The organism is Streptomyces milbemycinicus (assembly GCF_002154605.1).
GTDB classification, from domain to species: Bacteria; Actinomycetota; Actinomycetes; order Streptomycetales; family Streptomycetaceae; genus Streptomyces; species Streptomyces milbemycinicus.
In genome coordinates this window covers 18572-32819 of record NZ_MUNE01000395.1, presented here as the reverse complement: position 1 = coordinate 32819, position 14248 = coordinate 18572, and the positions used below count along the sequence as shown (strand labels likewise).

Genomic DNA, 14248 nt, shown 5'->3' with positions numbered 1-14248 from the left:
CCCCCCGCAGCGGACCAGCCCGCAGCGGCAGCCCAGCCCCCCGCCGAAGACCAGCAGTGGCACAGCTCAGGAGAGCCGCGTTGATCCCCTCCGTCCTCACCCCAGAGATCGCCGCGCTCGGTATCGCGCTCGGGCTCATGTTCTCGCTCGTCTGCTATCTGACGACCAACCTCTCGCCCGGCGGCATGATCACTCCGGGCTGGCTCGCGCTCACCCTCGTCGAGGACCTTCAGCGCGCCGCGATGGTCATCGGCGTCACCGTCCTCACCTATGTGTGCGTCCTGCTGCTCCAGCGCTTTGTGATCCTTTACGGCAAGCGGCTGTTCGCGGCGGTCGTACTCACCGGCGTACTGCTCCAGGCCACCGTGATGATCGCGCTGACCGTCGAGTTCCCGCTGATGTACAGCAACCAGACGCTCGGATTCATCGTCCCCGGCCTGATCGCCTACCAGCTGGTGCGCCAGCCCAAGGGGCCCACGCTGCTGGCCACCGGCTCGGTGACGCTCATGGCGTACGTCGTCCTCACCGCCGGGATCCTGCTCGGCGTCATGCCGACCTCCTGACCCCACCCCCCGGAGCCGACCATGTCTGCCAAGAAGACCTCGAAGAAACGCGGCGCGCTGCACGCCGTGACCGTGCTCGCGCTGCTCGGCGCCAGCGCCTATCTGACCGTGGAGCTGCGGAAGGAGGAGGACTCCAAAGCCCCGGCGGTGCAGAAGGTCACGGACAATCCGCAGCTGGAGAACAGCGCGGAAGACACCGGGGCCCGCACCTGGGAGCGGCTGAAGAGCCCGGAGCGCACCGTGCTGCGCGGCTCGAAGGGCCAGGTGCTCGCCACCTTCACCGACGGCGCCCGCACCGCCACCCTCAAGGGCCCCAGCCGCACCTTCTCCGAACCCGCCAACACCACCTCCCGCGTGGTGACCGAGGACTGGGTGCGGCTGATGCCCGAGCCCTGGCGCCAGGGGGCGGAGAAGGAGCAGTGGTTCAAGGACTGGTTCAAACAGAACTACGGCAGCGAAGAGGACGACATCTTCGCGATCGCCTTCCAGTACAGCCAGGGCGCGCCGATCAAGAAGGACGACGAGGGCATCCCGTACGCGGGGGACGCCGTCTTCGGGCCGTTCAAGCAGGACGGTGTGGACCGGCTGGAACAGAACGACTTCTACGACTACTTGGGCATCCCGTACACCTTCCGCGACGGCACCACGATGCAGCCGCGCAAGGAGCGCTACCGCGCGCTGGACTGCTCCGGCTTCATGCGCATGATCTGGGGCTATCGCGCCCGCTACCCGCTGCGGGCCACGAACGTCGTCGGGGACGGGCTTCCGCGCACCGCCGATGGCATGGCCCGCTCGACGGTGGGCGCGGACATCATCAAGCTCCAGGGCCCCTCGCCCTGGTACCAGCGCCCGGCCAACATCGATGTGCTGCAACCCGGCGACCTGCTCTTCTTCAAGATGGACCACCGCACCGGCAACCACATGGACCATGTCGCGCTGTACCTCGGCGTGGACACCGACGGCCACCGGGTGTTCATCTCCAGCCGCAAGGAGGTCAACGGCCCCACGATGGGCGACAAGGGCGGCGCCTCGCGCATCGACGGCAACGGTTTTTACGCCCAGCTGTTCCGCAGCGCGAAGCGGCTCTAGACGCCTATTGGTTCAAGCGCCGGGGACGGGTTCGGACGGCTGCGTAGAGGGCCCCTCCCCGGTGGGGCCAGTGGGATCGGTGGGATCGGTGGGTCCGGTGGGTCCGGTGGGTCCGACGGTGGCGGTGGTGCCGCTGAGCGGCAGGGTCATCGCCACATGGCCCCAGTCGTCCAGCATGGTGACCTTCGCGCTGTACGTGGTGCCCGGCTCGGCCGAGGCGGGAGGGCTGAAGACGACCTCGAAGACGCAGGGGCCGGAGGCGGACCTCGGCGGGCCCGGTTTCTGGGTGACGGGGCATGAGGTCGCGCGGACGCGCCAGGCGGTGGGGTCGCTGACGGCGAGGGTCTTCGCGTCGTCGCACTCCCAGTAGCTGTCCCAGGTGACGCTCTTGCTGTCCTGCTCCCCCGCCCCCACCGGTCCGAAGGAACCGACAGCCAGCGGAACGGGCGGGCACTGGCCGGAGCCGTACGTGGGCTGCCCGGTGGTGGGCTCGGCAGTGGTGGTGGTGGCCGTCGGGACGGCGGTCGTCGCGGTCGGCAGGCCGGTGGTGGACATGGCGCTCGACGTGGGTGCGCTGGTCGGGGTCAGGGTGGGCGTCGGGGCGAAGGACGTGATGGGGACGGTGGGGTCGGCGCGGGGGCTTTCACCGCCCGTACTCGCGAACGCCACGAAGACTCCGCCCGCCACCAGCAGGGCCGCCGCCGTCCCAATGGCAACCGGATTCGCCGCGAACGAGCTCAGCGCCGACTTCCCGGCCGCCGCCGAGCCGTGGCCCGCGGCATGGCTCACCGCCTGGCTCGCGGCGTGGCCCGAGGCCGGGCCGCCCAGGTGTCCGGCCGCCGCGCCGGCGCCGAAGGACAGCCCGGCCGCGACCCCGACCGCCAGTCCGAGCGCCCGTCTGCGCGCCTCTTCCTCATGGGTGAAGTACGCCAGATCGGCGGCGGCCCCCAGCGCGCGGGCCGCGCCCGCGCCAAGCCCCAGAACCTGCCGCCAGGAGCCCCAGCGCAGCGAACGGGCCAGGGCGGGAGCCGTGAAGCGGGCGAGGTCGCGAACGGCCTCATGGCCACCCGCGAGCGCGGCCGCCTCCAGGAGGCGGCGGATCACCGCGGACTCGGCGGCCAGCTCATGGCGGGTGGCCCCGCGCGCCCAGCCCACCAGCGCGGCGGCCAGCACGGCCGGATCCTGCGCGGGCCCGGTGCGCTCGGCCACCACAGGGGCGAGCCGCCCCGTGGCCCGGAAGCCGCCGCCCTCCGAGGAGGCCAGCCGCAGCGCCTCCAACTCCGCGGCGGCGCCCCGGTCCACTCCGGCCGCACCGGTGGCCCCGGCAGGGTGGGCTGGTCCGGCGGGGCCGGCCGGTCCGGCAGCGATCACGGACAGCAGCGCCGGGGACAGCGGAAGGGGCTCGACGGCGCACAATATGCGCAGCAGCTTGCCCGCCCCATCACTGAGCCCACCCGCCACCCCGACCGCAAGCGCCCTTTCGTCCACCGCGAGCCCGGCGGGACCGGCGGCTCCCTCGGGCTCGACACGCCCCGCGGCCCCCGAGGCCCCTGCGGCCCTTGCGGAGCGCAGGGCCGCGGCGGCCTGGAGCAGGGTCAGGGGGTGGCCGCGTACGGTGGCGATCAGATGGGCCGCCGCCGCTCGCTCATCGCCCCGCAGCGGGCGGCCCAACTCCTCGGTGAGCAGCGCGAGCGCGGGCTCTTCCAGCAGCCCGTCCAGGCGCAGGGCCCGCCCCTCGGTCCACTCCTGGCGCTCGGCGGTGACCACCAGGACGTCGCATCCTGGCGCGGCCGCCACCAGCTCCGTCAGGTCCTCGGCCGAGCCTTGGAACTCGTCGACCGCGACCAGCGCGTGGACCGACGCCATCAGCTGCTGCGTCACCGCCGGTGCGGGCTTGTAGTCGGGCGCCTCGTAGCACGCCTGGAAGAGCTCCTGGACGAGGTCGTCGACCGGCACCCCGGCCGCCGGGAGATACACCACGTCCTGACCGCGAGCCGCGGCGTCGGCCGCGAACCGGCGGAGCAGTACGGACTTGCCGATGCCGGGCGGACCGTAGATCTGCACCGGGTGGCCCTGCGAAAGCCACCGCCGCAGCGCCGCCAGCTCCCCCTCGCGGCCCAGCAGCTCGGGCACGCGGTGCGGCAGGGCGCGCCCCGCGGGACGGGCTCGGCGGCGGGCAAAGGGCGGCGGCTCGCTCCGTACGGTCACCGAGGAGCCGCGCTCGGCATTGATCACGACATTGCGATCACCGACGACGACCTGTCCCTCGACATCGCCGTGTACGTGGACCCCGCTCCCACCGGCCATCGGGCTGCCCCTCCCCCTAGCGCCAACCCAATTCGAGTTGTAGCAGGAGAATTAGCCTGTTAGCCAGCGATATTTCTTATTGATCGATAATGACCGATCCGCCACCGATCAACCCCCGTACCCTTCCCCTATGCTCATCGCACGCTCCATTGCCTTGTTCTGCCTGGCCGCCCTCTTCGAAATCGGAGGCGCCTGGCTGGTCTGGCAAGGGGTGCGTGAGCACAGGGGATGGGCGTGGGTCGGCGCCGGGATCATCGCGCTGGGCGCCTACGGGTTCGTGGCCACGCTCCAGCCGGACGCGGAGTTCGGCCGCATCCTCGCGGCGTACGGGGGCGTCTTCGTCGCCGGGTCGCTCGCCTGGGGCATGGTCGCCGACGGCTACCGGCCCGACCGATTCGATGTGGCCGGAGCGCTGATCTGCCTGGTCGGCGTAGCTGTGATCATGTATTCGCCGCGAGGCAGGTGACGACTTAGTCAGCCTCTCGGGTCACGCTCAGGACGCAGCCGGTGTCCGGGTCGATCAGGACCTCCCAGACCTCGTGGTCGCGCTTGACGTCGACGTCCCAGACCTGCTTCTTGGACTCCTCGTGCCGTGACTCCTTGTGCTCACGGTCCTTGTTGTGGTCCTGGCCCTTCTCGTCCTCGTCCTCGTCCTTGTTGTGGTCCCGGCCCTTGTGCTCCCGGTCCTTGTCCTTGTTGTTGTCCTTGTTGTGGTCCTTGTTGTGGTCGCCGGTCCGCAGCTGCGGGCCCTTGCGGTGGTTGTCCTTGCGCTTGTGCTCCTCGCCCTTGTGCTCCTCGTCCTTCTTGGACTCCTCGCCCTTGTGCGCCTCGTCCTCGTCGCACTCGTCTTCCAGCTCGGCGCTGACGGCCTCGCCACCGACCTCGCACTCGGCGATCTCAACGGCCTCGTCGAGCGTCACGGGGCCGCTGCGCTTCTGCTCCTCCTTGTTCTCCTCCTTGTTCTCGTCCTCCTTGTTCTCGTCCTCCTTGTTCTCGTCCTCCTTGTTCTCGTCCTCCTTGTTCTCGTCCTCGTGGCGGGCCTGCTTCTTCCCGTGCTTCTCCTCCTGCTGCTTCTCCTCCTGACGCTTCTGGTCCTCGTGGCGGGGCTCCGTGGCGGCCTCGGACTCGGTCGCGCCGTACGGCTGCGCCATACCGGCGGTGAACTTGGCGATGGCGGCGTACGCCTGCTCGGCGCCGGGGACCGAGCGGTAGTCGTTGCCCTGGGAGCTCTCGTCGCCCTCGGCGGCGTACTGCTCGTCCACGGCCTGGTCGGCGGAGGGCTGCGCGAGGCTCCGCTCCTGGCCGCCGCCGTACTTCCCGCCGTTCTCGTGCTCACGGCCGTTGTCGTGCTCGCCGTTCTCTTCCTTGTTCTCGTGCTCGTTCTTCTTCTCGTGCTCGCGGCCGTTGTCGTGCTCGCCCTTGTTCTCGCGCTTGTTCTCATGGTCACGGCCGTTGTGATGGCCGTTGTCGTGGTTCCCGTGCTGTTCCTCTTGGCCCTGCTCACAGTTGCTGCTCACCCCGGAGTGGGGGCTGGGGGTCGCGCCGGCCGCCCAGGCAGCCGTCGGCGAACCGGTTACGAGTGCCGCGGCGGCGATGGCGCCAGCCGATACGACACCCCAGCGGCGGAGAGCACGACGGTGCAGCTGGGTAAATCTCTTGTGCTGGGTCATGGGCTGTATTCACTCCTTGGCACAGGGAGGCTCCGGCCCGGCGGCGCGCCGGACGCAGTGCACCCTTCCCCGGGCCTGCGGCGCCGTAGCGGATTTCGATCTTCAGTCCCCCGATTGGCGGCCAATCCGTACGTCATATCCTGCGTATGGATTACAAACACAACGCACCTATGCGGACCCCGCCCAACACGTCGCCTCAGGAGGGCCGATGACCACCCGTACCGCAGTCGTCACCGGTGCGAGCAGCGGGATCGGGGCCGCGACCGCCCGCCGCCTCGCCGCCGCCGGATTCCGTGTCGTCCTCGCCGCCCGCCGCAAGGAGCGCATCGAAGCCCTCGCCGCCGAGCTGACCGAGGCCGGACACGAGGCCGAGACATACCCGCTGGACGTCACCGACCGCGCCGCCGTGGACGCCTTCGCCGCCGCCCTGGACCGCTGTGACGTACTCGTCAACAACGCGGGCGGGGCCCTCGGCACCGAACCCGTCGCAACCGCCGACCCGGCCGACTGGCGGGCGATGTACGAGGTCAATGTGGTGGGCGTGCTCAATGTCACACAGGCCCTGCTGCCCGCGCTGATCGCCTCCGGCGACGGCACCGTCGTCGTGCTGTCCTCCACGGCGGGCCATATCGCCTACGAGGGCGGCGGCGGTTACGTGGCCGCCAAGCACGGCGCCCACGCCATCGCCGCCACCCTCCGCCTCGAACTGTGCGGCGACCCGGTGCGGGTGATCGAGATCGCCCCGGGCATGGTCCGCACGGACGAGTTCGCGCTGAACCGCTACCGCGGCGACGAGGACAAGGCCGCCGCGGTCTACGAGGGCGTGGCCGAGCCCCTTACCGCCGACGACGTCGCCGACACCGTCGAGTGGGCGGTCACCCGCCCCTCGCACGTCAACATCGACCTGATGGTCATCCGCCCCCGCGCCCAGGCGGCCCAGCACAAGGTGCACCGGGAGCGCTGACCTGCCCCACGCGCACGACGACGGCCCGCCCCGGTACAGCGCCGGGGCGGGCCGTCGTCGATGACGGTGCGCGGATCAGGCGGCTTCGCCGGTGCGGATGCTGATCCAGCCGGTCCAGTCGGTGCAGTCACGGTTGATTCCGCCGCTGCGGGCACAGACACGGAACTTGATCCGGCCGGTCTCGGTCATGTCGTAGTCGCAGGTGACTGTCCAGCCCGTGCCGAGCGCGTTGTCGCACTCGCCCTCGCGGCCGTAGTCGGTGTACCAGTCGACCACGGTGCGCTGGCCGTCCGCGTAGAGGTCGGTGGCCTCGATGTCGTCGCCGTTGCCGACGAAGCACCCCCTGCCGGTCCACACGTCGAGGGTCGGGTGCTGGTTGCTGACGCAGGTCCTGCCGTCTGCGGCGGAGGCGGGGGCGGCGGACAGGCCGCCCACGATCAGGGCGGCGGCGCCGACCGCGGTAGCAGCACGGGCTATGGATCTCACCTGTTCTCCTCTGCGAATCTGGGGAAATGGATTGCGGAGATGCTAGCGGCCTCAGGCGGCCGTGAAAACCGTTTACGATCAAGCTCTTTGTACCGTGAAGTAGCAAGTAATGTCTGCGCATTTGACTGCCGATGGGTAAGCCGGGAGCCGGTCTTACCAAGCTCCGCGCCGGTAACCTCAGAAGAACCTCAAGAAATTCACGAACAGAAAGCAGCCTGCTATTCTCCGCTGCGTCGGCGGTCAACCCCGTGCATAAACGGTGCCCAATTTCTTTCGAGTTGCCGTCAGTGGCCGCAACGCAGTGCGCTCGGGGCGCTGCGGGCAACGCGATGGCCCCGGCCTTGATCGGCCGGGGCCATCGATGACGTGCAGTCCCGCAGTTCAGCCCTTCACGCACACCAGCTGCTTGAGCTTCGCCACCACCTCGACGAGGTCCCGCTGCTGGTCGATCACCTTCTCGATCGGCTTGTACGCGCTCGGGATCTCGTCCACCACCCCGGCGTCCTTACGGCACTCCACGCCCCGCGTCTGCTCCTCCAAGTCCCGCGTGGAGAAGCGCTTCTTCGCGGCGTTACGGCTCATCTTCCGACCCGCGCCGTGCGAGGCCGAGTTGAACGACGCCGCGTTCCCCAGGCCCTTGACGATGTACGAACCGGTGCCCATCGAGCCGGGGATGATCCCGTAGTCCCCGCTGCCCGCCCGGATCGCGCCCTTACGGGTCACCAGCAGGTCCATGCCCTCGTAGCGCTCCTCCGCCACGTAGTTGTGATGGCAGGAGATGACAGGCTCGAACGTCGGCTTGGCCTTCTTGAACTCCTTGCGGACGACGTCCTGGAAGAGCGCCATCATGACCGAGCGGTTGTACTTCGCGTACTCCTGCGCCCAGAACAGATCGTGCCGGTACGCCGCCATCTGCGGGGTGTCCGCGATAAAGACCGCCAAGTCGTGGTCGACCAGGCCCTGGTTGTGCGGCAGTTTCCTGGCCTCGCCGATGTGGTACTCGGCCAGCTCCTTGCCGATGTTCCGGGAGCCGGAGTGCAGCATCAGCCAGACCGAGCCCGATTCGTCGAGGCAGAACTCGATGAAATGGTTACCGGAGCCGAGCGAACCCATCTGCTTCACGGCTCGCTCCTGACGGAACCTGACCGCCTCGGCGACCTCGCCGAACCGCCCCCAGAAGTCGTCCCACCCCGGCGCCGAGAATCCGTACAGCTGCCCCGGGTCGACCGGGTCCTCGTGCATCCCGCGCCCGACCGGGATCGCCCGCTCGATCCGCGACCGCAGCCGCGAGAGGTCCCCGGGCAGGTCCTCGGCCGTCAGCGAGGTCCGGACCGCCGACATCCCGCAGCCGATGTCCACACCCACCGCCGCCGGGCATACGGCGCCCTGCATCGCGATCACCGAGCCGACGGTGGCGCCCTTCCCGTAGTGCACATCCGGCATCACGGCCAGGCCCTTGATCCACGGCAGCGTCGCGACATTTCGCAGCTGCTGCATGGCCACGCCCTCGACCGTCGCGGGATCGGTCCACATACGGATCGGAACCCGCGCCCCGGGCAGCTCGACATACGACATGTTTTACTCATTCCCCCATAGAAGACTGAAAACGCAAAAGCCGGACCAAGGCCCCCAATATCGGCGGGCGACCGGCAGACGTGGCGGCGCGTGCGATAGACATTGTCTGCAGGCCCCGCCCACGGGCGGCAAGCAGTTTTCGCTCCGTGTTCGCTCGGAGGGATCTTGAAAGGACGGGGAGAGTGCAGCCAGCGCAGCAGCGAAGGGCGTACGTAGCGGGTGCCGCACGGGCCGCCGCCGTGCTCACCACGGTGCTCGCCGCCATCGGCCTGAGCGGCTGCACCAGCACCGCCTCACACGCGGGCCTCGACGACGGCAAACCAGGCGACTCCGGGGCGCCGGTCGCCGCCGCGCCCGGCAAGTACCGCACCCTCCCCGAGGCGTGCGGCGCGGTCGACCCCAAGACGCTGCGCAATCTGCTGCCCGGCGCCGAGGAGGACGACCCGGTCTACGACGGCCAGGCCACCGTCACCTATGACACCAACCGGCGCGTCGGCTGCCGCTGGAAGCTGGAGACGAGCAGCGGCACCCGCTATCTCACGCTCGACTTCGAGCGCGTCGTCTCGTACGACCCGACGGTCAGCGACGACGACCAGGCGAAGGAGCGGTACGAGAAGAAGGCCGCCGCCTCGCATGTCCCGGGCGCCTCGGAGACCCCCAGCGCCCCCTCCGGCTCGTCCGGCTCCTCCGGCTCGGAATCCGGCTCCGGCTCGCCCGGCAAGGACACCCCGAAGGGATCCACGTCGGCCCCCTCCGACTCCGGGAAGGATGACTCCGGGAAGGACGATTCCGGGAAAGACGGCTCCGGCGAGGACGGTTCCAAGACCGAGGGCGCCAAAGTCGAGGGCGCAACGCCCCACGCCTCCGGAACCGACGAACCGGGGACCCGCGGCACCGACGCCTCCGGCGACGCCGACGCCTCGGAGACCGCCGCACCGCGCCGCCTGGACGACCTCGCCGACGACGCCTTCCTCGACGACCAGCTCATCACCAGTGACTCCGGTATCCACCGAGATGTCACCGTCGTCTTCAGGTCCTCGAATGTGATTGCCACCATTGAGTACGACCAGTGGTCGACCAACAAAAAGCACATTCCCAGCAGCGAAGAACTGCAGGTCAACGCCGAAGATCTGGCCCAGGAGCTGACCGGGCGACTCAACGAATAGACCGGTGTACGGGGCCTCGCGTAAGACGCCCGAATTGGGCTGTGCGCGCATCGGCCGCGTACCGTGCCGTGTCATGACGCGGGCGGGACGGCCGCCCATCGACCGAGAACGAGCGAAGGACCCATGCACCGAACAGCCCCTCGACTCGCCCGTATATTCGTCAGCGCAGCCGTACCGGTGGTGCTCGTCGCCGGCTGCTCCTCCGGCTCCGACAAGGACTCGAAGGACTCGGCCAGCCCGTCGAAATCGGCCACGCCCAGCCCGACGCCGACCGTCGCGGCCGCAAAGTACAGCAAGCTCCCGGCGGTCTGCCCGACCCTGTCCGCCAAGACGATCGACGAGTTGGTCCCCAAGGCCCAGAGCAAGAAGGGCAAGGAGCTCCCCTCCGCCGACGCCAACCAGTCGGCCAGCTGCCTGTGGACCGGCCTCAACGGGTTCAAGTACCGGCAGCTCAGCGTCTCCCTCAAACTCTTCAGATCCGAGGTGTCGCTGGGCTCCGGCGACAAGCGTGCCCAGGCCTACGCCGCCGACCAGGCCCAGAAGGCCGCCGCGTCCGACGGCGCCAAGAACGCCAAAACCGGGCAGGTGTCCGGCATCGGCGACGCGGCCACCACCGTCAGCACGGAGTCGAAGAAGGACGGCGACGAGTTCCGGAACCAGACCATCGTGGTCCGCACCGCGAACGTCGTCCTGACCCTCGAGTACAACGGCGCCGGCTACGAGGACGAGAAGACCCCGGACCCCAAGACGCTGCTCAAGGACGCCCAGACCGGGGCCAAGGACGTCGTCGCCTCCATCGAGAAGGACGCCGAGAAGAGCGGCGCGAGCAGCGCGGGCAGCGGCTCGAGCAGCAGCGCCGCGTAGCCACCACCCGCCGCCGGCCGAGCCGTTGCGACCCCCTTCCCGTCCACCGCCCTTGACGTGTATGCGACGCTGGGCGCGCCGAATGCCGTAGGACGGGGGAGGGGCCGCGGGTGGCCGCGATGCAGTTGACACGTACGCACCGCATATTGATCGGGGTGGTCGTCACCGGAGCGGTGGTGATCGCCGCGATCGGTTTCGCGGGCTCCTACGCCGCCGTGCGCGACCTCGCCCACGACAAGGGATTCGGCGCCTTCGCCAACGTCCTGCCCATCGGGATCGACGCGGGAATCGTCGTCCTGCTCGCGCTCGATCTGCTGCTGACATGGCTGCGGATCCCCTTCCCACTGCTGCGCCAGACGGCCTGGCTGCTGACCGCGGCCACCATCGCCTTCAACGGCGCGGCCGCCTGGCCCGACCCGCTCGGCGTCGGTATGCACGCCGTCATCCCGATCCTGTTCGTGGTCTCCGTCGAGGCCGCCCGGCATGCCATCGGGCGGATCGCCGACATCACCGCCGACCGGCACATGGAGTCGGTGCGCGTCGCCCGCTGGCTGCTGGCACCCGTGCCGACCTTCCGGCTGTGGCGCCGGATGAAGCTGTGGGAGCTGCGCTCCTACGACCAGGTCATCAAGCTCGAACAGGACCGCCTCGTCTACCGCGCCCGGCTGCGGGCCCGCTACGGGCGCGCCTGGCGCCGCAAGGCCCCCGTCGAATCGCTGATGCCGCTGCGCCTGGCGCGGTACGGGGTGCCGCTGGCGGAGACCGCCCCGGCGGGGCTGGCCGCGGCGGGCCTGGACCCGGCCGAGCTGGCGCCCGCGCCGATGCCCGCCGCGCTGCCCTACGGGGGCGGGGACGCGGGCATTCCCAGGGCCGCAGGAGCCGTCGTTCCCGGGGCCGCGGGGGCGAACCGGGCCGCGGCCCAGGAGCGTGAGCTGCCCATGTCCTTCCCGCTGCCGGTGTACCAGCAGCAGGGGTACCAGCAGCCCGGCACGCCTGAGCACGACGGGCGGGCGGCGACCGGCTTCGAGCAGCAGGCCGCGGGGCATCCGGCGGCCGGGCAGCCGCAGACGCCGGACGAGGCGCAGCAGCTCCAGCAGGCCCAGCAGGCCCAAGAGGCGCAGCAGCCCCAGACCCAGCAGCCGCAGCTCGACGCCCAGGCCCAGCAGCAGGCGCAGCAGTTCGCGGCGCAGGTCGACGAGGCGCAGGCCGCCGGGGGGCTGACAGCCCCGGTCGGCGCAGGGGGCCGGGTCCGGCCGCTGGGCGGGCAGGGCACCAGCAGCCAGGTCCCGTATGTGCCGGCGCAGCGGGGACTGGAGTCCTACGGCGAGCCCGAGCCGTCCGAGGTGCGCGTACCGCCCGTGAACCTGCCGGACGACATGCCGCGCGACGAGGCGTACTACGGAGCCTTCCGCCAGCACGTCACCAACAACGGCATGTTCCCGTCCCCGTACCAGTTCGGCCGTCTGCTGCGCGAGGGATACGGCATCCCCGACCTCAGCGACGGCGATGTACGCAGGCACCTGGAGGACTGCAAGGAGCGCTACAAGCTGGAGATGGGCACCGAGTCCATCCCGTAACGCCCCACCCCCTCCCATGAACGCGCGGGCGGGCCGGACTCCTGAGGAGTCCGGCCCGCCCGGCGCTTTGAGAAGCGCTGACGCGCGCCCGGAGGGCGGCGGTGGCGGCGTCAGGCCGCGAGCAGCTTGCGCACCCGGTCGGCGCCCACCGCCAGCAGCAGCGTCGGCAGCCGGGGGCCGGTGTCGCGGCCGACCAGCAGCTGGTAGAGCAGCGCGAAGAACGTGCGCTGCGCGACCTTCAGCTCCGGCGTCGGCTTGGCGTCCGCCGCCAGCCCGGCCTGGAGCTTGGGCACCCCGTAGACCAGCGTGGTCAGCCCGTCCAGCGACCAGTGGGTGTCGAGCCCGTCCAGCAGCAGCCGCAGCGACTCGCGCTCGGTCTCGCCGAGCGAGGCCAGCAGCTCGGTGTCGGGCTCGTCCCGCACCCGGGTGCGCTGCTCGGCCGGGACCTGGGTGTTGATCCAGCGCTCGGCCCTGTCGAGCCGCGGCCGGGTCTCGTCCAGGGACTTCACGGGGTTGTCCGGGTCGAGCTCGCTGAGGATGCGCAGCGTCTGCTCGTCATGGCCGGTGGTGATGTCGACCACAGACGCGAGCATCCGGTACGGCAGCGGGCGCGGGGTGCGCGGCAGCTCGCCGGAGGCGGTGCGGGTGGCACGGCTGTACGCGGCCACGTCCGCCGACTGGGCCGCCCCCTCGGTGATCTTGCGCTCCAGGGCGTCCCACTCGTCGTAGGTCCGCTGGATCTCCTGGTCGAAGGCGATCTTGAAGGACTGGTTCGGCCGGCGGCGCGCGTACAGCCAGCGCAGCAGCGGCGCCTCCATGATCTCCAGCGCGTCGGCCGGGGTCGGCACGCCGCCCTTGGACGAGGACATCTTGGCCATGCCGCTGATGCCGACGAAGGCGTACATCGGGCCGATGGGCTGCTCGCCGCCGAAGACCTCGCGCACGATCTGCCCGCCGACGACGAACGAGGAGCCGGGCGAGGAGTGGTCGACACCCGAAGGCTCGAAGACCACGCCCTCATAGGCCCAGCGCATCGGCCAGTCGACCTTCCAGACCAGCTTGCCCCGGTCGTGCTCGCGCAAGCGCACGGTCTCGCCGTGGCCGCAGGCGCAGGTGTACGCCATCTCCGTCGTCTCGTCGTCGTACGAGGTGACGGTGGTCAGATCGCGCTCGCACACCGAGCAGTACGGCTTGTACGGGAAGTAGCCCGCGCCGCCCGCGCTGCCGTCGTCCTCACTGGCCGCGCCGGAGCCCTCGGCGGCCTCCAGCTCGGCCTCGTCGACCGGCTTCTGCTGCTGCTTGGCGGGCTTCTTCGCCCCGCCGCTCGCCTTGTCCTTGTCCTTGTCCTTCGTGCGGTAGCGGTCGAGCACGGCGTCGATCTGCCCGCGGTGGCGCATCGCGTGCAGGATCTGCTCGCGGTACGCACCCGAGGTGTACTGCTCCGTCTGGCTGATGCCGTGGAACTCGATGCCCAGCTCCTGCAGCGCCTCGATCATCGGCGCCTTGAAGTGCTCGGCCCAGCTCGCATACGGGGATCCGGGCGGCGCCGGGACGGAGGTCAGCGGCTTGCCGATGTGCTCGGCCCAGGAAGGGTCGACCCCGGCCGGGACCTTGCGATACCGGTCGTAGTCGTCCCAGGACAGGATGTGCACACACTCATAGCCGCGCCGCCGGATCTCGTCGGCGACCAGGTGCGGGGTCATGACCTCGCGCAGATTGCCGAGGTGGATCGGGCCGGACGGGCTGAGACCCGAGGCGCAGACGATTGGTTTGCCAGGGGCGCGACGCTCCGCCTCGGCAATGACCTCGTCGGCGAATCGGGAGACCCAGTCGGTCTCGGTGCTCTGAGCCACGGTCGGCACTTCCTTCCTTGCGGTCATGGCGAAACCATTGTCCCAGACGGAACGAGGCGCCCAAAGGTTTTCCACAGGGGGCCGAAGCGCCGGACAAAGCGTTGGACACACCGTGAAATACTGAGGTGGACCCA

12 protein-coding genes are annotated in these 14248 nt (G+C 70.1%); 7 read left to right on the top strand and 5 right to left on the bottom strand.

All coding sequences use genetic code 11. The features are described from left to right. Positions 1–80 precede the first annotated feature (80 nt). Together CCN51_RS30255 and CCN51_RS30250 are read left to right on the top strand one after the other, a co-directional pair. A complete protein-coding gene (locus tag CCN51_RS30255) occupies positions 81–563 on the top strand; it encodes a poly-gamma-glutamate biosynthesis protein PgsC/CapC (protein ID WP_014178619.1) in 483 nt (160 codons plus the stop codon). Between the two features lie 21 nt (positions 564–584). Then, the gene (locus CCN51_RS30250; protein ID WP_014178618.1) at positions 585–1652 is read left to right on the top strand and encodes an NlpC/P60 family protein; all 1068 of its coding nucleotides are present in this window, start codon (positions 585–587) and stop codon (positions 1650–1652) included. A gap of 12 nt (positions 1653–1664) precedes the next feature. On the opposite strand, the gene CCN51_RS59375 is transcribed toward CCN51_RS30250, so the two are convergent. Next, a complete protein-coding gene (locus CCN51_RS59375) occupies positions 1665–3959 on the bottom strand; it encodes a hypothetical protein (RefSeq protein WP_014178617.1) in 2295 nt (764 codons plus the stop codon). A 130-nt stretch (positions 3960–4089) separates the two neighbouring features. Between CCN51_RS59375 and CCN51_RS30240 the strand changes: the two genes are divergently transcribed. Further along, on the top strand, positions 4090–4425 hold the full coding sequence (locus tag CCN51_RS30240) for a YnfA family protein (protein ID WP_014178616.1): 336 nt from the start codon (positions 4090–4092) through the stop codon (positions 4423–4425). Between the two features lie 4 nt (positions 4426–4429). Here the strand turns inward: CCN51_RS30240 and CCN51_RS55170 are convergent, their stop codons facing one another. Beyond that, on the bottom strand, positions 4430–5629 hold the full coding sequence (locus CCN51_RS55170) for a putative sodium/potassium/calcium exchanger (protein ID WP_158104709.1): 1200 nt from the start codon (positions 5627–5629) through the stop codon (positions 4430–4432). A gap of 208 nt (positions 5630–5837) precedes the next feature. On the opposite strand from CCN51_RS55170, the gene CCN51_RS30225 reads away from it, so the two are divergent. Then, entirely contained in the window at positions 5838–6593 is a 756-nt protein-coding gene (locus CCN51_RS30225) for an SDR family NAD(P)-dependent oxidoreductase (protein WP_014178614.1), read from the top strand. A gap of 75 nt (positions 6594–6668) precedes the next feature. Here CCN51_RS30225 and CCN51_RS30220 read toward each other — a convergent pair whose 3' ends face one another. Together CCN51_RS30220 and CCN51_RS30215 are read right to left on the bottom strand one after the other, a co-directional pair. Beyond that, on the bottom strand, positions 6669–7079 hold the full coding sequence (locus CCN51_RS30220) for a hypothetical protein (protein ID WP_014178613.1): 411 nt from the start codon (positions 7077–7079) through the stop codon (positions 6669–6671). Between the two features lie 381 nt (positions 7080–7460). After that, complete coding sequence (locus CCN51_RS30215; RefSeq protein WP_014178612.1) at positions 7461–8654, bottom strand: RtcB family protein; 1194 nt, start codon at positions 8652–8654, stop codon at positions 7461–7463. A gap of 182 nt (positions 8655–8836) precedes the next feature. Between CCN51_RS30215 and CCN51_RS30210 the strand changes: the two genes are divergently transcribed. The 3 genes from CCN51_RS30210 to CCN51_RS30200 all read left to right on the top strand — a co-directional run bounded on the left by CCN51_RS30210 (position 8837) and on the right by CCN51_RS30200 (position 12261). Beyond that, the gene (locus tag CCN51_RS30210; RefSeq protein ID WP_014178611.1) at positions 8837–9820 is read left to right on the top strand and encodes a hypothetical protein; all 984 of its coding nucleotides are present in this window, start codon (positions 8837–8839) and stop codon (positions 9818–9820) included. A 123-nt stretch (positions 9821–9943) separates the two neighbouring features. Next, entirely contained in the window at positions 9944–10684 is a 741-nt protein-coding gene (locus CCN51_RS30205) for a hypothetical protein (RefSeq protein ID WP_055413990.1), read from the top strand. Between the two features lie 119 nt (positions 10685–10803). Beyond that, positions 10804–12261 (top strand): DUF2637 domain-containing protein, encoded by a 1458-nt coding sequence (locus tag CCN51_RS30200; RefSeq protein WP_238545435.1) that lies wholly within the window; start codon positions 10804–10806, stop codon positions 12259–12261. Between the two features lie 110 nt (positions 12262–12371). Here CCN51_RS30200 and lysS read toward each other — a convergent pair whose 3' ends face one another. Continuing rightward, positions 12372–14141 carry a lysine--tRNA ligase gene (gene lysS / locus CCN51_RS30195; RefSeq protein WP_043487394.1) on the bottom strand — a complete coding sequence of 590 codons (1770 nt, stop codon included), beginning with the start codon at positions 14139–14141 and terminating at the stop codon, positions 12372–12374. Positions 14142–14248 lie beyond the last annotated feature (107 nt).

Coding starts and splice junctions, on each gene's coding strand:
- CCN51_RS30205 (WP_055413990.1), top strand. CDS start 9,944: ATGCACCGAACAGCCCCTCGACTCGCCCGTATATTCGTCAGCGCAGCC.
- CCN51_RS55170 (WP_158104709.1), bottom strand. CDS start 5,629: ATGACCCAGCACAAGAGATTTACCCAGCTGCACCGTCGTGCTCTCCGC.
- CCN51_RS30240 (WP_014178616.1), top strand. CDS start 4,090: ATGCTCATCGCACGCTCCATTGCCTTGTTCTGCCTGGCCGCCCTCTTC.
- CCN51_RS30250 (WP_014178618.1), top strand. CDS start 585: ATGTCTGCCAAGAAGACCTCGAAGAAACGCGGCGCGCTGCACGCCGTG.
- CCN51_RS30215 (WP_014178612.1), bottom strand. CDS start 8,654: ATGTCGTATGTCGAGCTGCCCGGGGCGCGGGTTCCGATCCGTATGTGG.
- CCN51_RS59375 (WP_014178617.1), bottom strand. CDS start 3,959: ATGGCCGGTGGGAGCGGGGTCCACGTACACGGCGATGTCGAGGGACAG.
- lysS (WP_043487394.1), bottom strand. CDS start 14,141: ATGACCGCAAGGAAGGAAGTGCCGACCGTGGCTCAGAGCACCGAGACC.
- CCN51_RS30200 (WP_238545435.1), top strand. CDS start 10,804: ATGCAGTTGACACGTACGCACCGCATATTGATCGGGGTGGTCGTCACC.
- CCN51_RS30225 (WP_014178614.1), top strand. CDS start 5,838: ATGACCACCCGTACCGCAGTCGTCACCGGTGCGAGCAGCGGGATCGGG.